Below are 19,580 nucleotides of genomic sequence, written 5' to 3' on the forward strand. Positions count from 1 at the left end.
ACGACAATTTTACCTGGCCGGCCGTCAGTTAAAGCGTTTATTTTTCATAGGGTTGTAAAAAATCCCTCTGGTATAGCATTTGCAGCAGGAAGGTATCGCCCAACCACAAAGGTATGACCATGACTTCCTGCTCCTCTTTTTCTGGCGGCCCAGCCTGCCGCCCGGCGGATGACAGCGCCCTGACGCCGCTTGTGGCCGATAAAGCTGCCGCGCACCCCTGCTACTCTCGTAATGGGCATCACCGTTTCGCGCGGATGCATCTGCCCGTCGCGCCCGCCTGCAATTTGCAGTGCAATTACTGTAATCGCAAATTCGATTGCAGCAATGAGTCCCGCCCCGGCGTATCGTCAACGCTGCTCACGCCTGAACAGGCGGTCGTCAAAGTGCGTCAGGTCGCACAGGCGATCCCGCAGCTTTCGGTGGTCGGCATCGCCGGCCCCGGCGATCCGCTCGCCAATATCGCCCGCACCTTCCGTACCCTGGAGCTGATCCGCGAACAGCTGCCGGACCTGAAGTTATGCCTGTCGACCAACGGGCTGATGCTGCCCGACGCGGTGGACCGCCTGCTGGACGTCGGGGTTGACCACGTCACGGTCACCATTAATACCCTCGACGCGGAGATTGCCGCGCAAATCTACGCCTGGCTATGGCTGGACGGCGAGCGCTACAGCGGACGCGAAGCGGGAGAGATTCTGATTGCTCGTCAGCTGGAGGGCGTGCGCAGGCTGACCGCCCAGGGCGTGCTGGTGAAAATAAATTCGGTGCTGATCCCCGGCATCAACGATAGCGGCATGGCCGACGTGAGCCGCGCGCTGCGGGCCAGCGGCGCGTTTATCCATAATATTATGCCGCTGATCGCCAGGCCGGAGCACGGCACGGTGTTTGGCCTCAACGGCCAGCCGGAGCCGGACGCAGAGACGCTCGCCGCCACCCGCAGCCGGTGCGGAGAAGTGATGCCGCAGATGACCCACTGCCGCCAGTGCCGCGCCGACGCCATCGGGATGCTTGGCGAAGACCGCAGCCAGCAGTTTACCCAGCTTCCGGCCCCGGAGAGCCTCCCGGCCTGGCTGCCGATCCTCCACCAGCGCGCGCAGCTGCACGCCAGCATTGCCACCCGCGGCGAATCTGAAGCCGATGACGCCTGCCTGGTCGCCGTGGCGTCAAGCCGCGGGGACGTGATTGATTGCCACTTTGGCCACACCGACCGGTTCTCTATCTACAGCCTCTCGGCCGCCGGCATGGTGCTGGTCAACGAACGGTTTACGCCTAAATATTGTCAGGGGCGCGAAGAGTGCGAGCCGCAGGATAACGCGGCCCGGTTCGCGGCGATCCTCGAACTGCTGGCGGACGTTAAAGCCGTATTCTGCGTGCGTATCGGCCATACGCCGTGGCAAATGCTGGAACAGGAAGGCATTGAACCGTGCGTTGACGGCGCGTGGCGGCCGGTCTCCGAAGTGCTGCCCGCGTGGTGGCAGCAGCGCCGGGGGAGCTGGCCTGCCGCGCTGCCGCATAAGGGGGTCGCCTGATGCCGCCGCTCGACTGGCTGCGGCGCTTATGGCTGCTGTACCACGCGGGGAAAGGCAGCTTTCCGCTGCGCATGGGGCTTAGCCCGCGCGACTGGCAGGCGCTGCGGCGACGCCTGGGCGAGGCGGAGACGCCGCTGGACGGCGAGGCGCTAACCCGCCGCCGCCTGATGAGCGAACTCAACGCTACCCGCGAAGAGGAGCGCCAGCAGCTGGGCGCGTGGCTGGCGGGCTGGATGCAGCAGGAGGCCGGGCCGATGGCGCAGATTATCGCCGAGGTTTCGCTGGCGTTTAACCATCTCTGGCAGGATCTGGGCCTTGCGTCGCGCGCCGAACTGCGCCTGCTGATGATCGACTGCTTTCCGCAGCTGGTGGCGATGAACGAACACAATATGCGCTGGAAAAAGTTCTTTTACCGTCAGCGCTGTTTGCTCCAGCAGGGGGAAGTTATCTGCCGGTCGCCAAGCTGCGACGAGTGCCGGGAGCGCAGCGCCTGCTTTGAGTAGCGGTTACCCGAGCTCCTGCCCGGCCTGCGGAACGCCAGAAACAAAAAAGCCGGAGGTCTCCCTCCGGCTTTTCACATCACCAAACGCGATCAGGCAACGTCTTCGTACTGCGGTACCGGGTTGCGGAAGCTTTTGGTCACGCAGGCCAGGTAGACCAGACCAATACCGCCCCAGATCAGGCCGAGAACCATGGAGCTCTCTTCCAGATTGATCCACAGTGCGCCAACGGTCAGCGCGCCGCACACCGGCAGAACCAGATAGTTGAAGTGGTCTTTCAGCGTTTTGTTGCGCTTTTCACGGATCCAGAACTGGGAGATCACCGACAGGTTAACGAAGGTGAACGCCACCAGCGCGCCGAAGTTAATCAGCGCCGTCGCCGTGACGAGGTCGAATTTAATCGCCAGCAGCGCAATCGCGCCGACCAGCAGTACGTTCCACGCCGGAGTCCGCCATTTCGGATGCACGTAGCCGAAGAAGCGCGTCGGGAACACGCCGTCGCGGCCCATCACGTACATCAGACGGGAAACGCCCGCGTGCGCGGCCATGCCGGACGCCAGTACGGTGACGCTGGAGAAAATCAGCACGCCCCACTGGAAGGTTTTGCCCGCCACGTACAGCATGATTTCAGGCTGCGATGCGTCCGGATCCTTAAAGCGCGAGATATCCGGGAAGTACAGCTGCAGGAAGTAGGAAGCGCCGATAAAGATCAGGCCGCCAATCAGCGCGGTCAGGAAGATAGCCTTCGGGATCACGCGCTCTGCGTCTTTGGTCTCTTCAGACAGCGAAGAGATACCGTCGAAGCCGAGGAACGAGAAGCACAGGATGGTCGCGCCGGTAATCATCGGCACCACGTGCGCGCCTTCAGACCAGAACGGACGGGTGCTGGTCAGCGTGCCCGCGCCTTCGCCGTGCATAACGCCGTAGATAATCAGGCCAACAATCACCGCCACGATGCCCATCTGCAGGATAACGATCAGGGTGTTGAAGTTCGCCACGGTCTTGATGCTGCGCAGGTTGGAGATGGTCATAAAGGCCACCAGCGCGACAACGAAGATCCACGATGGAATAGAAGGCACCAGCGCTTCAAAGTAAATTTTCGCCAGCAGAATGTTGATCATCGGCATGAACAGGTAGTCCAGCAGCGATGACCAGCCAACCATAAAGCCAACGGCCGGGCTAATGGATTTCTGCGCGTAGGTATAAGCGGAACCCGCCGACGGGAAACGGCGAACCAGTTTACCGTAGCTCAGCGCCGTGAAAAGAATGGCGATCAGCGCGAAGGCGTAAGCCGTCGCAACGTGACCATCAGTCAATCCAGAGACGATACCAAACGTATCGAACAGCGTCATCGGCTGCATATAGGCCAGGCCCATCATGACAACCGGAATCAACGTAAGCGTTTTACGTAATTCCACGCGAGAGGTTTTTGGAGTAGCGTTATGCGACATAGTTATCCCCTTTTACGGTGAACGCCAGCGCGTAAGCAAAAAATTGCCCCATTTCTTTGTATTCCTCAGCGACAACCACTGTCGGTTTTTAGTAAATATCTATCCGGTACGAAGCCCGGCCTCTTGGTATTGAATGATGTGTCTTTCAACCAAAAAAATAACCGACACTTTAAAAAAGCGTCGGCCAGTTTCTGATTTTCAGGACGCGTATTTTGCAACAACTGCTGGCACGATGACAAGATGTTACAAGGCTTAATAATTACGGCGATTCTCTAACAGATTAATATTCATACGATTTTAGTATTATAGACCTGATGGATAGCACTATTTGCTAATATCTCCTTTCGCCACCACTCGCCCGCCTGCCCGCAAATATCTTCATTCCAGCCTATCCACGCGCGATTGACCGGTTCAGGCACCGTCGTTTTTAATATTTGTAGCTCGCCGCGGGCGATGAAAGGCTGTACCTGAAATAGCGGCAAATAGCCCCATCCCAGTCCGGCGCACAGCAGCGTCAGCCGGGCGGAAAGATCGAATACCGCCAGGCTATCCTGAGCGTCAATCTGCGGCCACGCGCTGTCGGCCACAATCGCCCGATGACGGCGCAACGTCCGCCAGCCCAGCGGGCCGGCAATCTGCGCAAGCGGATGCCGGGGCGCAACAACAAACGCCTGCGCCACCTCTCCCAGCAGAACAGAGCCGCAGCCGCTGAGCGCCGGCGGGTCGCCCAGCACGCCGAGCAGAAGATCCGCCCGCCCTTCCATCAGCATCTGCCAGTTTGCGCCCGGGATATCGCGGCGGAATTCAAGGCGGGTGGCGTGATGCTGGTGATAAAACGCCGCGATCGCGGGAGCCAACAGCGGGAACGGAAAGGTGGCGTCGACGTTGAGTATCAGCGCATTTTCCCAGCCCTGCTGCAGCCTGACGGCCTGCTTTTCCAGTTCGCGGGCGGTGTGCAGCACGTCGCGCCCCTTTTCCAGCAGCATCTGCCCGGTACGGGTAAAGCGCGCCCGGTGGCCGCTGCGGTCAAGCAGTTGAATATTGAGATCGCTTTCCAGCTTATGAATGGTGTAGCTCAGCGCCGACGGCGTTTTATAGAGCTTCGCCGAGGCGGCGGCAAAACTGCCCTCTTTGTCGAGGGCATCAAGAATGACGAGCACATCCAGCAGTGGTTTCATCGCTACCCCCTTACGGTACGCGATTCACCGCTGGCGCATTACTCCATCGGCATGACCAGCGGGTCGGGGTACTGGTACTCAAACCCCAGTTCGTTGCAAATACGGCTGCCATCTACGATCTTACCGCTACCGTTCTCCGGGTTATCAGAGAATACGGGGACGGGAAGCCCAAGCTCGCGGGCCATCTGCGGATAAAAGACGCCGCGCGCGGGATGCTTAGGCGCACATATATTATAGATGCGCCCGCCTTTCGGAGCCTGCAGTAACAGTTCGATCGCGGCAATCACATCCTGAAGATGCACCAGATTGACGCCGTGCTGGCCGTCCGGCGCGGATTTTCCGGCAAAAAAGCGCCCCGGATGACGGGACGGCCCCACCAGACCGGCGAGGCGCAGAATGTCCACCGAGGTGCCGGGAAGGTTATGCAGCCAGTCCTCCAGCTCTTTCAGCACCCGCCCGCTGGCGGTTTGCGGGTTACGGGGCGAGTTCTCTTTCAGCGTGCCGCTGGCGTTGCCGTAAACCGACGTTGAGCTGGTGAATATGATGCGCGGCACGTGATGCGCCAGCGCGGTATCGACGATCTCCTGTACCGCCTGAAGATAAAAGTCCTCTCCCGGTCCGGTTCGCCGCGCCGGTAAGGTAATCACCAGCGCGTCAACGTTCATTAAGGCATCCAGATCTTCGGTGTCGCAGACCAGCTGCGGCTCCAGACGCAGCGGATAGCCATCGATGCCGCACATCCGCGCCGCCTCGACGCCATCCTGCGTGGTCTTACTGCCGGTCACCTGCCATCCCCGCGACATCAACGACAGCGCAAGCGGCATACCCAGCCATCCTAAACCTACAATTGCGACCTTTTTCATCCCCTTGCTCCTGAATTTTCGCTGTGCTGACTTAAGGCTACGCCAGCCGGCGGCAGCTGACAATTTCTAAGGTCAATATGAAATCAATTAATGATAGAAAAAAGCCCTTGCTTTATGCGAGTGAAGTGGTTTAGGTTAAAAGGCATCAAATGCATAGTCATTCACAGAGAATTTTATGAACAGCGTTCAATTTAAAAACCACCATCATCACCATCATCCTGACTAGTCTTTCAGGCGATGTGTGCTGGAAGACGTTTGGATCTTCCAGTGGTGCATGAACGCAAAGAGAGCCCCCGGAAGATTCACTTCCGGGGGCTTTTTTTTGGACCGAATTCGGACAGATTCAGACAGGGTTACAGAGGAAAATAAGAATGTTAGACAACAGCCGTTTACGCATAGCTATTCAGAAATCAGGGCGTTTAAGCGAAGATTCACGCGAATTACTCAGCCGCTGCGGCATCAAAGTGAATCTGCACACCCAGCGCCTGATCGCGCTGGCGGAAAATATGCCCATCGATATTCTGCGCGTGCGTGATGACGATATTCCGGGCCTTATCATGGACGGCGTGGTCGATTTGGGGATTATCGGCGAAAACGTGCTGGAGGAAGAGCTGCTGAGCCGCCGCGCTCAGGGCGAAGACCCGCGCTATTTCACCCTGCGCCGTCTCGACTTCGGCGGCTGCCGCCTGTCGCTGGCGACCCCGGCGGATGAACCCTGGGACGGCCCGGCGGCGCTTAACGGCAAACGCATCGCCACCTCCTACCCGCACCTGCTGAAGCGCTACCTTGACCAGAAAGGGATCTCGTTCAAATCCTGCCTGCTGAACGGCTCGGTTGAAGTGGCTCCGCGCGCCGGTCTGGCCGACGCGATTTGCGACCTGGTATCAACCGGCGCGACTCTCGAAGCGAACGGCCTGCGCGAAGTGGAAGTGATGTTCCGCTCCAAAGCCTGCCTGATCCAGCGCGACGGCGAGATGGCCGATAGCAAACAGCAGCTGATCGACCGCCTGCTGACCCGTATTCAGGGGGTGATTCAGGCCCGCGAATCAAAATACATCATGATGCACGCGCCGACCGAGCGCCTGGAAGAAGTGGTCGCCCTGCTGCCCGGCGCCGAGCGCCCGACCATTCTGCCGCTGGCCGGCGACAAGCAGCGCGTGGCGATGCACATGGTGAGCAGCGAAACCCTGTTCTGGGAAACCATGGAAAAACTGAAAGCGCTAGGCGCCAGCTCCATTCTGGTCCTGCCGATTGAGAAGATGATGGAGTAAACCGGCGGGTCGGTCACGGGATAAACAGGGGAAACAACCATGAGCTTCAACACAATTATCGACTGGAACGGCTGTAGCGCAGAACAACAGCAACAGCTCTTAACGCGCCCGGCCATTTCCGCCTCCGAGAGCATCAGCAAGACGGTGTCGGAGATCCTGAATAACGTTAAAGACAACGGCGATGCGGCCCTGCGCGAATACGGCGCGAAGTTCGATAAAACCGACGTCAAGGCGCTGAAGGTCAGCGACGAAGAGATTGCCGCCGCCGGCGCGCGCCTGAGCGACGAGCTCAAGCAGGCGATGGCCGTGGCGGTCAAAAATATCGAAACCTTCCACAACGCGCAGCGGCTGCAGGCCGTCGATGTGGAAACCCTGCCGGGCGTACGCTGCCAGCAGGTGACCCGCCCTATCGCCTCCGTCGGCTTATATATTCCCGGCGGCTCGGCGCCGCTGTTCTCCACGGTGCTGATGCTCGCCACGCCGGCGCGCATCGCGGGCTGCCAGCAGGTGGTGCTGTGCTCGCCGCCGCCGATTGCCGATGAAATCCTCTATGCCGCCCAGCTGTGCGGCGTGCGCAATATCTTTAACGTCGGCGGCGCGCAGGCGATTGCCGCCCTGGCGTTCGGCACCGAATCGGTAGCGAAGGTCGATAAAATCTTTGGCCCGGGCAACGCCTTCGTGACCGAAGCCAAGCGCCAGGTCAGCCAGCGTCTTGACGGCGCGGCTATCGATATGCCCGCCGGGCCGTCGGAAGTGCTGGTGATCGCCGACAGCGGTGCCACCCCGGATTTCGTCGCCTCTGACCTGCTTTCCCAGGCGGAGCACGGCCCGGATTCGCAGGTGATCCTGCTGACGCCGGATAGCGAGATGGCCACCCGCGTCGCGCAAGCCGTTGAGCGCCAGCTGGCCGCGCTGTCCCGTGCGGAAACGGCCCGCGGGGCGCTCTCCGCCAGCCGCATCATCGTGGCTCGCGATATCGCCCAGTGCGTGGAGATTTCCAACCAGTACGGTCCGGAGCACCTGATTATTCAGACCCGCAACGCCCGCGAACTGGTCGACGGCATTACCAGCGCCGGTTCGGTATTTCTCGGCGACTGGTCGCCGGAGTCCGCCGGCGATTACGCCTCCGGCACCAACCACGTGCTGCCGACCTACGGCTACACCGCCACCTGCTCCAGCCTCGGCCTGGCGGATTTTCAGAAACGTATGACCGTGCAGGAGCTGTCGCGCGACGGGTTTGCCGCCCTCGCCTCAACGATTGAGATTCTGGCCGCCGCCGAGCGTCTGGACGCCCACAAAAACGCCGTTACGCTGCGCGTCGCAGCCCTTAAGGAGCAAGCATGAGCATCGAAGATTTAGCCCGCGCCAACGTCCGCGCGCTGACGCCTTATCAATCTGCTCGCCGTCTGGGCGGTAAAGGCGACGTCTGGCTGAACGCCAACGAATTCCCGACCGCGGTCGCGTTTCAGCTGACCGAGCAGACGATGAACCGCTATCCGGAACCGCAGCCGAAAGCGGTCATTGAACGCTACGCGCAGTATGCGGGCGTCAAGCCGGAGCAGGTGTTGGTCAGCCGCGGCGCCGATGAAGGCATTGAACTGCTGATCCGCGCCTTCTGCGAGCCGGGCCAGGATGCGGTGCTCTACTGCCCGCCGACCTACGGCATGTACAGCGTCAGCGCCGAAACCATCGGCGTGACCTGCCGTACGGTGCCCACCCTCGCCGACTGGCAGCTGGATCTGCCGGGCATCGCGGCCAATCTTGACGGCGTGAAAGTGGTGTTCGTCTGCAGCCCGAATAACCCGACCGGGCAGATTATCAACCCGAAAGATTTTCGCACCCTGCTGGAGATGGCGCGCGGTAAAGCTATCGTGGTCGCGGATGAGGCCTATATTGAGTTCTGCCCGCAGGCCACGCTGGCGACCTGGCTCAACGAGTATCCGCACCTGGTGATTCTGCGTACCCTCTCCAAGGCCTTCGCCCTGGCCGGACTGCGCTGCGGCTTTACCCTCGCCAACGCCGAGGTGATTAACGTGCTGATGAAGGTTATCGCACCTTATCCGCTCTCGACGCCGGTCGCCGACATCGCCGCCCAGGCGCTCAGCGCGGAAGGCATTGCCGCCATGCGGGCGCGCGTGGCGCAGATCCTCGGCGAACGCGATTATCTGGTCAGCCAGCTGCGCAGCATTGCCTGCGTTGAAGAGGTGTTCGATTCCGAGAGCAACTACGTTCTGGCGCGGATCACCGCCTCCAGCGCGGTATTTAAATCTTTGTGGGATCAGGGCATTATCTTACGTGACCAGAATAAACAACCTTCATTAAGCGGCTGTTTGCGTATCACTATCGGTACCCGTGCAGAGAGCCAGCGCGTCATTGACGCTTTGACTGCGGAGAATGTATGACCCAGAAGTTTCTCTTTATTGACCGTGACGGTACGCTGATTTCCGAGCCACCGGTTGATTTTCAGGTAGACCGCTTCGATAAGCTGGCGTTCGAGCCGCAGGTGATCCCGGCCCTGCTGAAGCTGCAGCAGGAAGGGTACAGGCTGGTGATGATCACCAATCAGGACGGGCTGGGAACCGCCAGCCTGCCGCAGGACGAGTTCGACGGCCCGCACAACCTGATGATGCAGATATTCTCCTCGCAGGGCGTCAACTTTGACGAGGTGCTGATTTGTCCGCATCTCCCGGCGGATAACTGCGACTGCCGCAAGCCGAAAACCAAACTGGTGCTGCCGTGGCTGGAGCAAGGGCTGATGGACACCGCCAACAGCTACGTGATTGGCGACCGCGCGACCGATATCCAGCTGGCGGATAACATGGGCATTACCGGCCTGCGCTATGACCGCGAAAAGCTGGACTGGCCGACCATTTGCGAACAGCTAACCCGCCACGACCGCTACGCCCACGTTGAGCGCATCACCAAAGAGACCCAGGTGGATGTGAAAGTGTGGCTGGACCGCGAAGGCGGCAGCAAAATTTCCACCGGCGTCGGCTTCTTCGATCATATGCTTGACCAAATCGCCACCCACGGCGGCTTCCGCCTGGAGATTAACGTCGGCGGCGATCTTTATATCGACGATCACCACACCGTGGAAGATACCGGGCTCGCGCTGGGCGAAGCGCTGAAGCTGGCCCTCGGCGACAAGCGCGGTATCGGCCGTTTCGGCTTTGTGCTGCCGATGGACGAATGCCTGGCCCGCTGCGCGCTGGATATCTCCGGCCGTCCGCACCTCGAATACAAAGCCGACTTTACCTATCAGCGCGTTGGCGATCTGAGCACCGAGATGGTGGAACACTTCTTCCGCTCGCTCTCCTATACCATGGCGGTCACTCTGCACCTGAAAACCAAGGGCAAAAACGACCACCACCGCGTAGAGAGCCTGTTTAAGGCCTTCGGCCGCACGCTACGCCAGGCGATTCGCGTCCAGGGCGACACGCTGCCGTCTTCGAAAGGGGTACTCTGATGAACGTGGTGATCCTCGATACCGGCTGCGCCAACCTCAATTCGGTGAAATCCGCGGTGAGCCGCCACGGCTACGAGCCGCAGGTCAGCCGCGACCCGGATGTGGTGCTGCGCGCCGATAAACTGTTTCTGCCGGGAGTGGGCACGGCTCAGGCGGCGATGGACCAGCTGCGCGAGCGCGATTTGATCGAGCTGATTAAAGCCTGTACCCAGCCGGTGCTGGGCATTTGCCTCGGCATGCAGCTGCTGGGAAAACGCAGCGAGGAGAATAACGGCGTTGACCTGCTGGGCATTATCGACCAGGACGTGCCGAAAATGACCGACCACGGCCTGCCGCTACCGCATATGGGCTGGAACCGGGTATATGCCAAAGCGGGCGATCGTCTGTTTCGCGGCATTGAAGACGGGGCGTATTTTTACTTCGTCCACAGCTACGCGATGCCGGTCAACGTCAATACCATCGCCCAGTGCAGCTACGGCGAGGCCTTCACCGCGGCGGTGCAGAAAGATAACTTCTTTGGCGTCCAGTTCCACCCTGAACGCTCCGGCAGCGCCGGGGCGCAGCTGCTGAAAAACTTCCTGGAGATGTGATGATCATTCCTGCTTTAGATTTAATTGACGGCACGGTCGTCCGTCTCCATCAGGGCGATTACGCTCAGCAGCGCGACTACGGTAACGACCCGCTGCCGCGCCTGCAATCCTATGCCGCCCAGGGGGCCGAAGTGCTGCACCTGGTCGACCTGACCGGGGCGAAAGATCCGGCGAAGCGCCAGATCCCGCTGCTGAAAACGCTGGTTGCCGGCGTGAACGTCCCGGTGCAGGTTGGCGGCGGCGTGCGGACGGAAGAAGACGTGGCCGCCCTGCTTGATGCAGGCGTGGCGCGCGTGGTGGTGGGTTCGACGGCGGTGAAGTCGCCGGAAGTGGTGAAAGGCTGGTTTACGCGTTTTGGCCCGCAGCATCTGGTGCTGGCGCTTGACGTGCGGATTGACGCGGAAGGCAGCAAGCAGGTGGCGGTCAGCGGCTGGCAGGAGAACTCCGGCGTAACCCTGGAGGAGCTGGTGGAGAGCTATCAGTCCGTCGGCCTGCAGCACGTGCTGTGCACCGATATTTCCCGCGACGGGACGCTGGCCGGATCTAACGTCTCGCTGTATGAAGAAGTCTGCGCCCGCTATCCGCAGGTCGCGTTTCAGTCTTCCGGCGGCATTGGCGATCTGCATGATATCGCCGCGCTGCGCGGAACCGGAGTGCGCGGGGTGATTGTCGGCCGGGCGCTGCTGGAAGGTAAATTTAACGTAACGGAGGCCATTCAATGCTGGCAAAACGGATAATCCCCTGTCTCGACGTTCGCGACGGCCAGGTAGTGAAAGGCGTGCAGTTCCGTAATCACGAAATCATCGGTGATATCGTCCCGCTGGCAAAACGCTATGCCGACGAAGGCGCGGATGAGCTGGTGTTCTACGATATCACCGCCTCCAGCGACGGCCGCGTGGTGGACAAAAGCTGGGTGTCGCGGGTCGCGGAAGTGATCGACATTCCGTTCTGCGTCGCCGGCGGCATTAAGTCGCTGGACGATGCGGCGCAAATTCTCTCCTTCGGCGCGGATAAAATCTCCATCAACTCCCCTGCCCTGGCGGATCCGACGCTGATTACCCGCCTGGCCGACCGTTTCGGCGTGCAGTGTATTGTGGTGGGCATCGATACCTGGTTTGACGCCGCGAGCGGTAAGTATCACGTCAACCAGTATACCGGCGATGAGAGCCGGACGCGGGTGACTCAGTGGGAAACCCTGGACTGGGTGCAGGAAGTGCAAAAGCGCGGGGCCGGCGAGATCGTCCTCAATATGATGAACCAGGACGGCGTGCGTAACGGCTACGATCTGGCGCAGTTAAGCAAGGTCCGCGCCGTGTGCCACGTGCCGCTGATTGCATCCGGCGGCGCGGGCACCATGGAGCACTTCCTGGAAGCCTTCCGCGACGCTAACGTCGACGGCGCGCTGGCCGCCTCGGTGTTCCACAAGCAAATTATTAATATTGGTGAACTGAAAACGTACCTGGCAGCACAGGGCGTGGAGATTAGGATATGTTAAGTGAACAGCTGGATTGGCAAAAAACCGACGGTCTGATGCCGGTCATCGTGCAGCACGCCGTTTCTGGTGAAGTGCTGATGCTGGGCTATATGAATCAGGATGCGCTGGCGAAAACCGAAGAGACCGGCAAGGTGACCTTTTATTCGCGGACCAAACAGCGTCTGTGGACCAAGGGGGAAACGTCGGGCAATTTCCTCAACGTGGTGAGCATCACCCCGGATTGCGATAACGATACCCTGCTGGCGCTGGTTAATCCGATTGGCCCAACCTGCCATAAAGGCACCTCAAGCTGCTTTGGCGAAACCGGCCATCAGTGGCTGTTCTTATATCAGCTGGAGCAGCTGCTGGCGGAACGCAAACACGCCGATCCGGAGAGCTCCTATACCGCGAAGCTGTACGCCAGCGGCACCAAACGTATTGCGCAGAAGGTGGGGGAAGAAGGCGTTGAGACCGCGCTGGCCGCGACGGTGCATGACCAGTTCGAACTGAAGAATGAAGCGTCGGATTTGATGTATCACCTGCTGGTGCTGCTGCAGGATCAGGGGCTGAATTTAACGGATGTGGTGGAAAACCTGCGGAGCAGGCATAAGTAAGTGATCAAAGGGAGGCGGCATGACGCCTCCCTTGCAATATCAACATCGCCAGCGCGCTGGTTGATATCACCGGTTTATCGACGTCATGACTTTTTTCGTGCGGTTATTTCTTTAACTAGCCTCAATGGTTTCGTCATTTTCCATGACAAAGATGAGACTAAATCTGTATAGCGCTGAGTCAGCTCATGGTACGCATTTTCAATGCTGAGCAATTTCTGTTGTTGAGTTTGATACTCTTCCTTTAAACGCGTATTCCGCTGTTCAAGCTCGTGGATAATGGTGGTTTTATCGCTAACCTGCGCCTTCAGAACATCAATTTCACTTCGCTGAGATACCGTCGACTGTTTAAGAGAAGTCATTTCTTCCTGCAGCGTTGAGTTCATCATTTGTGAATGTTCAAGCTCGCGTAACGCTCTGTCTTTCAGAGAAAAAATATACTCTTCCGCTGACTGATTAACGATCCGGCCATACGCAGCTTTGATAAAGTCATCATAAAAGTCATCACGATCGATTTCTAAAGATAAGATGAACGACTTTACTTCATTAAACAACGGGCTAAACGTACCGCCAGAAATCGTATTGAGATGCCACTCAAGAAAAACAACGGCGTAATTATTAAAATCACGACTTCTGGACGCCAGTAAATCACGATCTTGCATAAACAAACGTAGCGAAGTTAATGCCTGCAGCGCGCAGTGCCACGAATTTTCTCTGGTGGAGGAAAGCGACTCAGCGCGGTGGATAGTATGAGAGATTAAGATCTCATCAACCAGAGAGATGCGATTTGCTAACAGCATGAAACAACTCACAAAGTACAGGTCGTTTGTGGTTCTCAGCGGTTGAAACTCCAGGCCCATTGCCAGGATAGCCTCGCGTCTGAAGAGCTTATCCCATGGCCACCATATAAAGGCTCTGAAAAAATCGTCAGCAATTTCCCGTGAAGAGAAGACCTCTTTTTCAGGCAGTAAATCCTCACGCGCCGACAAAGGCATGGGAGAACGGGTATTGGTTTGCAGATCGATTGACTGGCACCGGCAGATAACAACATCCGTTTGCAGGGCCGTAGCCCGGTCGGACATTCTCTTTAACATCTCTTTATCGGCGTAATCGTCATCGTCGAGGAAAATGATGTATTCGCCGGTCGCTACACGTAGGCCAATATTTCGCGATTCGCCGCCACCAACGTTGCTCGGGTTGGTGATAACCCGGACTCGCGAATCTTCACTGGCTATTTTAGTGACAATATCCAGAGTATTATCCGTTGAGCTATCGTTAACAAGGATAATCTCAATCTCTTTTAAAGACTGGGCTAACACCGTAGTAAGCGTCTCAGCAATATACTCCGCGGCGTTATGGACAGGGATAATAACGGATACAATAACGTTACTTGATTCATCAGACATTCAATCACCTTCAAAATAAGAGGCACGCAATCATTAAACTCATCATGCGTTTGCTGAGCAGTTACATAGCTTAAAATGTAACCGCTTCGGAGGTGTTTGATTTACATGAAGCTGTAATCTCTTGCGTTACATCATCCCTGAACCACATCATGATAAGTCTTTAAGGTCTTGCTAATGATCATACCGCTAGAAAACTTATCCTGAACGCGTTGCCGTCCTTTGATACCCATCTCTACTCGTGCTTTGGGATTGGCTAACAAGAATTCAAGCTTATCGGCCAGCTCCTGCGGAGAGTTACTTTTCACGATAATGCCGTTATCGTTATTAATGATCAGGCTATCGCAGCCGCCAACATCGTAGGCAATGCAGGCCCGGCCAACCGAGGAAGCCTCAAGCAGAATACGCGGCACGCCTTCGGAATAGATCGAAGGTAATGCCACAATGTTCGACTCCTCGATCAAGTCGCAAACGTTAGAGCTGTGACCCAACCAGTTAATCAGGCCTTCTTTATGCCATTGCTGGATCACCGCAAGGGATATAGCATCCTTATCGTTTTCAACGAGTATCCCGGCGACGTTTAGCGTAAAATGAATATTTCTTGCTTCGAGGATTTTCTTGGCTTCAATTAAATCCCCGAGCCCTTTACTCCAGAGCATTCTGCTGGCAAACAGCACAACCGGAACGTCACGCTCCTGCTCCAGAGAATATTTATAGATCTCCGGATTGATACCCGCGCCATCGATGACAATAGTCTGCTGATAGTCAATCCCGACAAAACCCGCCAGTTTTTTACGATCTTTATCGTGCTCAAACATAAATATACTGCGCTTATTACTGGCAATATATTTGTAGGCCATGATGGTGATATTGCGCAATAGCTTAAGCAAACCCGTATCACCTGAAAATACACGGCCCAGACCGACAAAACTCACGATGACGGGACGGTTGTTTGTCCTGGACAGGAGCCCACCGATCAGACAGGGTTTAATAGTGATACAGTGTAAAAGATCGGGATTAATTTCTTTAATGAGCTTTCGGGAGGCAAAAAAGGCCCGAAAGAAAGTTAATGCATTAAATGATTGAGCATCAAGTGGAACATTATGACACTTAAAACCGAATGTTTTAAATTTATTCAGCACTTTACCGTCGACAAAATGACTGATGATGTGAATCTCATAACCAGCATCTCGGGCGGCGATCGCACGATCAATCCAGTGCAAATCAAAATACCAATCCGAGTTTATGAAATAACACAGTTTTTTCATTGCTATATCCACTTAATGATTCTTACCGCTGATTCCTTTTACACCATGGATAATTCCACGACGCAAGCATTTAAAATATAACAATTTATTGCGTTGCCATGGCAATATTGATACATATTTAATCAACCGTAAAAGGATTGAGAGACGGCTAAAAATGGCAACTCGCGGAAAAATTCTCTTCGCCAAAATAAGATTTCGACAAAGATAATAAACCTTCCATTCGGGAACAATACATTTCCCCTGGATACTCACATCATGGGTAAAGATGACCTCGGGAGAATAGCGAATAGCTTCGCCATCTAATGTCAGCTGATAGCCAAAATAGAGATCGTCAAAATATAAAAATAACTCGTCGTGAATACTGTGGAGACGCTTTTGCAGCACATCTCGTTGAATAATCATACCGACAAAGGAAACCGTCTGTACCGCACACGCCCGGGAAACCGACGGAAGAAACTCCGCAGGATTTCTGATGTAGCGTAATGTGTCCATAAACGACGACGGAACTTTGGCAAAAGGCATGTTCATCGGACAGGGTTGCCCCTGAAGATCCTTGACCAAAGCGGTGAACACCCGACAGTTAGCCTTTTCTAGCTGGGCAAATTTTTCCAGCGCATCGCTCTCGGGCCAGGCGTCATCATCGTAAAAGAAAACCCAGTCGCTATCGACGTTGTCGCATAAATATTGACTCCCGGCCTTAAAGCCACCCGCGCCACCGCTGTTGGATGGCAGATTAAGAACAATCACTCGCGGGTCGCTAAGGGTGGCTAACCAGGCCTGGGTTCCATCCGTGGACCCGTTATTGACAACAACGATCGCTGTAAAATTTAATTTCACCGTGTTGGCAATAGTCAGCTTTAACTTCTCTAAACGATTATACGTGACTATTAATGCGGAGCAATTCATCGCACAGAAACCGTAAATACTGGCATAGACTCATTACTGCTAAGGGAGGACAAGTACTTATCGGCTGTATTTAATGCTTCAGCGATAGTGACATCCATATCCAGATATCGATAGGTTCCAAGGCGGCCAACAAACGTCATATTCTTTTCATTTTCCGCGAGGGACAAATATTTATCGAGTAAAGCCATCTCCCCCATCTGACGAATCGGATAATAAGGGATATCCTTTTCGCCACATTCGCGGCTGTATTCCTTGTAACAGACCGATCCCTCATGGGATTCCCAGGGCGAAAAGTACTTATGTTCAGTGATACGGGTATAAGGAACATCCAGCGAGCAGTAATTCATTACCGCGCAGCCCTGATAATCGCCCTGCCAGGTGAATTTTTCAAAATCCAGAGTACGATAGCCCAGTCGACCATATTGATAGGAATAAAAAGCATCCAGCGGCCCGCTATAGAACACGTGATCGTACTGTTCTCTCTCTTCAGCGTTAAATGATTGCTGAAGTTCGATGGTAATATTTTCATGATTGGCGATTGACTCAATCATTTTCGTATAACCCAGTTTCGGCATGCCCTGAAATCTGTGGTTAAAGTAATTATCATCGTAGTTAAAACGAACCGGCAGACGCTTAAGAATCGACGCAGGAAGCTGCGAAGGCTCCATCCCCCACTGCTTGATGGTATAGCCCTTGAAGAACGCCTCATAGAGCTCTTTGCCGATAAAACGCAGAGCCTGTTCTTCAAAGGTCTTCGGTTCCAGGATCGAACTGTCCCCTTTTTCGGCAATCAGCGCCCGGGCCTCATCTGGCGAACAGGTCTTCGCAAAAAACTGGTTGATGGTATGCAGGTTGATCGGCAGAGAGAACACCTGGCCATTAACCGTTGCTTTGACACGGTTCACATACGGCATCATTTCAGCGTGCTGAGTCACATAGTTCCACACTGTTTCATTATCGGTGTGAAAGATATGCGGGCCATAAACGTGAACCATAACGTCAGTTTGCGGATCGCGCGCATCATAGGAGTTACCGCCTATGTGGTCACGCTGGTCAATAATTCTGATGTGATGACCTTGTTCAGCGAGCTGGCGTGCGATAACCACACCGGAAAAACCCGCTCCGACGATGAGAATATTTTTACTGTTCATAATATAACTCCAGCAGCCTTAACCAAGAATTGAGCGTCTAACTTTATAGTAGTATTTTGTTATCGTGTTTCGCCTCGGTGAACCGACAGGAGCATATTTATTAAGGAAAGGCATCAACGCTTTTTTGATCTTAGTCTGAAGCAGAACTGGCGTTTGCCCTGCAGTTTGCGCAGGACTTGATGAATTTACCGGAGATAACTGACGGAAATAGGTCTCTTTTTCCCATGGCGTATTGATGACGTTTTCCAGGAAATCGTCATAAAAGTCAACCTTGTCCGTATTCCACGGTTTATTCTCCCCGGCATAGTGAATCATATTCGGGTTCTTTCTGGCTTTTAAAAAGCGCATATATGTTGCGAACTGGAGATTGGGGAAAAAGTCATCCGTATTGCCATTACCGTGATAGACATTCCACTCCAGCGGTAAAAACTCAACCCGGCCATAGAAGACTTTGTTCATGATGTCCTGGTCGAGGAACCAGTACTTCTTCTCTTTGAGCGTCTTAATCAGCGCTGAGAAGGTATCTTCCTGCACCATCTGGGCAACGTTAAAAACGATAATTCCCGCCTGGAAATACTCATCCGGATTGGTCATTTTAAGCGTTTTTTGCAGATACTCGCCGGCGGGCATCACGCCATCTGCCGACTCCGACATCGCACCAAACTTGACGAAGCCTTCCATCACGATATCTTTAACGGCGGCAACAAGGTTTGTGCCGAGGTCGACATTAAGCAAAGTCGCAAGATCGGCCTTCACCACAGTATCGGAATCGATAAAAATGACCTTCTCATATTCACGGAAAAGCTGCGGAATAAACAAGCGAGCATAGGTTGATGCGCTAAAGTGCGCGCGGGTATGTACGCCATTCAATTCAGTAAAGGCATTCACATCAAAGAAACGCAGTGAAAAGTTTGTATGGGCCGAGACCAGTTTTAGTAAGCGCTGCTTGTTAAGGTTACTCACCTTATTTTCCAGCACAACAATATCATAATGGGTGTTTTTATCAGAATGACGAACAATGGAGTTGATTAAGGCTCCACCGCTGATGGCATAGTTGTCATCAAAACTGATGACTATCGGCGCAGCGTGAGGAAAAACCGGTTCCAGCTTGCCGTTGAATGTCTCATTCGTCACGAAAGTGCGCTGAAGTTCTTTAACTTTCAGGGCCCGGTCTTGCTGCTGCTTAATAATATAAATGTTAAAAAGACGCTCAGCAATATGTCCAATAACACGCTTTTCTTGCGCGTTATAATTATTCATAGAGATGCGGCTTTCAAGATTAGTCAAAATCGCGAAGAGCCATTCTGAATAATCCACGAACATATCTTTGTGCATCACAAACATGTTCGTGTAATAGCCATCTGTGGCATTGTTAAACTGCTGAATAGCCGCTTTATAATCCGGATAAAGCTCTTCGACAACCTCCAGGGCAGCCAGATAGTCCTTTATATGTAAAAACTCACCTTTCTCATAATGATCGAGGTTATTTTTACTGCCGGCAGAGGTCACAGACCACTTCTTTGGTAACAGCAGGTCAAACCCTGAAATACAATCCTGGATTGCCGTGTCGGTTAAACCAAACTGCTTTTCATACTCTGCATCAATAACGGGTGAATTAACGACGCCCCAATTATCTTCGGGAAAGCTCTGCTCTGAGGAAAAGTTCAGATGTCGGCGATAATGCATAAAGCCGACATAATCAGAAAGAGATTCATTTTTCCAAACCCAATAATGTGCTGTTAACTCACAGTAAAAAGGGTTTTTAAACGAAATATTATCACCTGTATCATCGCCAATACAGCCGATATCATTATAGGAGTTGGCTTTACCTACATGCAATGGTTTGATAATCGATGCATTAAGGAATGCGCTCGGCTTATGATGACAGGTATAGATCTTAATACTATTCATTTAATTACCAG

Annotated in this window: 19 protein-coding genes and 1 other annotated feature; of the genes, 11 read left to right on the top strand and 8 right to left on the bottom strand. The window is 54.8% G+C overall.

Annotation, left to right across the window (positions count from 1 at the left end; genetic code table 11):
* The first annotated feature begins 119 nt into the window (after positions 1-119).
* Together nifB and ABLU96_RS16640 are read left to right on the top strand one after the other, a co-directional pair.
* On the top strand, positions 120-1,526 hold the full coding sequence (gene nifB, locus ABLU96_RS16635) for a nitrogenase cofactor biosynthesis protein NifB (protein ID WP_064404581.1): 1,407 nt from the start codon (positions 120-122) through the stop codon (positions 1,524-1,526).
* Positions 1,526-2,029 (top strand): nitrogen fixation protein NifQ, encoded by a 504-nt coding sequence (locus tag ABLU96_RS16640; protein WP_014230039.1) that lies wholly within the window; start codon positions 1,526-1,528, stop codon positions 2,027-2,029. Before nifB ends, ABLU96_RS16640 begins: the two co-directional genes overlap by 1 nt.
* Before the next feature lie 89 nt (positions 2,030-2,118).
* Here ABLU96_RS16640 and ABLU96_RS16645 read toward each other — a convergent pair whose 3' ends face one another.
* The 3 genes from ABLU96_RS16645 to ABLU96_RS16655 all read right to left on the bottom strand — a co-directional run bounded on the left by ABLU96_RS16645 (position 2,119) and on the right by ABLU96_RS16655 (position 5,518).
* On the bottom strand, positions 2,119-3,477 hold the full coding sequence (locus ABLU96_RS16645) for an APC family permease (RefSeq protein WP_004103635.1): 1,359 nt from the start codon (positions 3,475-3,477) through the stop codon (positions 2,119-2,121).
* A gap of 287 nt (positions 3,478-3,764) precedes the next feature.
* On the bottom strand, positions 3,765-4,655 hold the full coding sequence (locus ABLU96_RS16650; RefSeq protein ID WP_064404579.1) for a LysR substrate-binding domain-containing protein: 891 nt from the start codon (positions 4,653-4,655) through the stop codon (positions 3,765-3,767).
* Positions 4,656-4,693: 38 nt separating this feature from the next.
* On the bottom strand, positions 4,694-5,518 hold the full coding sequence (locus ABLU96_RS16655; RefSeq protein WP_004852412.1) for an SDR family oxidoreductase: 825 nt from the start codon (positions 5,516-5,518) through the stop codon (positions 4,694-4,696).
* Between the two features lie 175 nt (positions 5,519-5,693).
* On the opposite strand from ABLU96_RS16655, the gene hisL reads away from it, so the two are divergent.
* From hisL to hisIE, 9 genes are all read left to right on the top strand, one after another.
* Complete coding sequence (hisL, locus tag ABLU96_RS16660) at positions 5,694-5,744, top strand: his operon leader peptide (protein ID WP_009654477.1); 51 nt, start codon at positions 5,694-5,696, stop codon at positions 5,742-5,744.
* Positions 5,720-5,842, top strand: a sequence feature (His leader region). Its footprint overlaps the gene before it by 25 nt.
* A gap of 47 nt (positions 5,843-5,889) precedes the next feature.
* Positions 5,890-6,789 carry an ATP phosphoribosyltransferase gene (gene hisG / locus ABLU96_RS16665; RefSeq protein ID WP_032693852.1) on the top strand — a complete coding sequence of 300 codons (900 nt, stop codon included), beginning with the start codon at positions 5,890-5,892 and terminating at the stop codon, positions 6,787-6,789.
* A gap of 39 nt (positions 6,790-6,828) precedes the next feature.
* On the top strand, positions 6,829-8,133 hold the full coding sequence (hisD, locus tag ABLU96_RS16670) for a histidinol dehydrogenase (protein WP_032719822.1): 1,305 nt from the start codon (positions 6,829-6,831) through the stop codon (positions 8,131-8,133).
* Positions 8,130-9,191, top strand: a complete 1,062-nt coding sequence (gene hisC, locus ABLU96_RS16675) for a histidinol-phosphate transaminase (protein ID WP_014230044.1) — start codon at positions 8,130-8,132, stop codon at positions 9,189-9,191. Before hisD ends, hisC begins: the two co-directional genes overlap by 4 nt.
* A complete protein-coding gene (gene hisB, locus ABLU96_RS16680; RefSeq protein WP_064404576.1) occupies positions 9,188-10,255 on the top strand; it encodes a bifunctional histidinol-phosphatase/imidazoleglycerol-phosphate dehydratase HisB in 1,068 nt (355 codons plus the stop codon). Before hisC ends, hisB begins: the two co-directional genes overlap by 4 nt.
* Complete coding sequence (gene hisH, locus ABLU96_RS16685; RefSeq protein WP_014230046.1) at positions 10,255-10,845, top strand: imidazole glycerol phosphate synthase subunit HisH; 591 nt, start codon at positions 10,255-10,257, stop codon at positions 10,843-10,845. Before hisB ends, hisH begins: the two co-directional genes overlap by 1 nt.
* The gene (gene hisA / locus ABLU96_RS16690; RefSeq protein WP_025107742.1) at positions 10,845-11,582 is read left to right on the top strand and encodes a 1-(5-phosphoribosyl)-5-[(5-phosphoribosylamino)methylideneamino]imidazole-4-carboxamide isomerase; all 738 of its coding nucleotides are present in this window, start codon (positions 10,845-10,847) and stop codon (positions 11,580-11,582) included. Before hisH ends, hisA begins: the two co-directional genes overlap by 1 nt.
* Positions 11,564-12,340, top strand: coding sequence for an imidazole glycerol phosphate synthase subunit HisF (gene hisF / locus ABLU96_RS16695; protein ID WP_064404574.1), 777 nt, complete (start codon positions 11,564-11,566; stop codon positions 12,338-12,340). The genes hisA and hisF overlap by 19 nt, the downstream gene beginning before the upstream one ends.
* Positions 12,334-12,933, top strand: a complete 600-nt coding sequence (hisIE, locus tag ABLU96_RS16700; protein ID WP_004122447.1) for a bifunctional phosphoribosyl-AMP cyclohydrolase/phosphoribosyl-ATP diphosphatase HisIE — start codon at positions 12,334-12,336, stop codon at positions 12,931-12,933. The genes hisF and hisIE overlap by 7 nt, the downstream gene beginning before the upstream one ends.
* Positions 12,934-13,016: 83 nt before the next feature.
* On the opposite strand, the gene ABLU96_RS16705 is transcribed toward hisIE, so the two are convergent.
* The 5 genes from ABLU96_RS16705 to ABLU96_RS16725 all read right to left on the bottom strand — a co-directional run bounded on the left by ABLU96_RS16705 (position 13,017) and on the right by ABLU96_RS16725 (position 19,569).
* Complete coding sequence (locus tag ABLU96_RS16705) at positions 13,017-14,336, bottom strand: glycosyltransferase (RefSeq protein ID WP_064404572.1); 1,320 nt, start codon at positions 14,334-14,336, stop codon at positions 13,017-13,019.
* A gap of 131 nt (positions 14,337-14,467) precedes the next feature.
* The gene (locus ABLU96_RS16710; RefSeq protein ID WP_025107744.1) at positions 14,468-15,613 is read right to left on the bottom strand and encodes a glycosyltransferase family 4 protein; all 1,146 of its coding nucleotides are present in this window, start codon (positions 15,611-15,613) and stop codon (positions 14,468-14,470) included.
* Positions 15,614-16,507: a glycosyltransferase gene (locus ABLU96_RS16715; protein WP_064404570.1), complete on the bottom strand. Its 894-nt coding sequence runs from the start codon at positions 16,505-16,507 to the stop codon at positions 15,614-15,616. It lies immediately after the preceding gene.
* Positions 16,504-17,658: a UDP-galactopyranose mutase gene (gene glf, locus ABLU96_RS16720; RefSeq protein WP_004852435.1), complete on the bottom strand. Its 1,155-nt coding sequence runs from the start codon at positions 17,656-17,658 to the stop codon at positions 16,504-16,506. Before glf ends, ABLU96_RS16715 begins: the two co-directional genes overlap by 4 nt.
* An 18-nt stretch (positions 17,659-17,676) precedes the next feature.
* Positions 17,677-19,569: a DUF4422 domain-containing protein gene (locus ABLU96_RS16725; RefSeq protein ID WP_032719826.1), complete on the bottom strand. Its 1,893-nt coding sequence runs from the start codon at positions 19,567-19,569 to the stop codon at positions 17,677-17,679.
* Between the last annotated feature and the right edge of the window lie 11 nt (positions 19,570-19,580).

The sequence above is a fragment of the Klebsiella sp. CN_Kp106 genome, from assembly GCF_040064575.1.
In the GTDB taxonomy this organism is placed as follows: Bacteria; Pseudomonadota; Gammaproteobacteria; order Enterobacterales; family Enterobacteriaceae; genus Klebsiella; species Klebsiella michiganensis.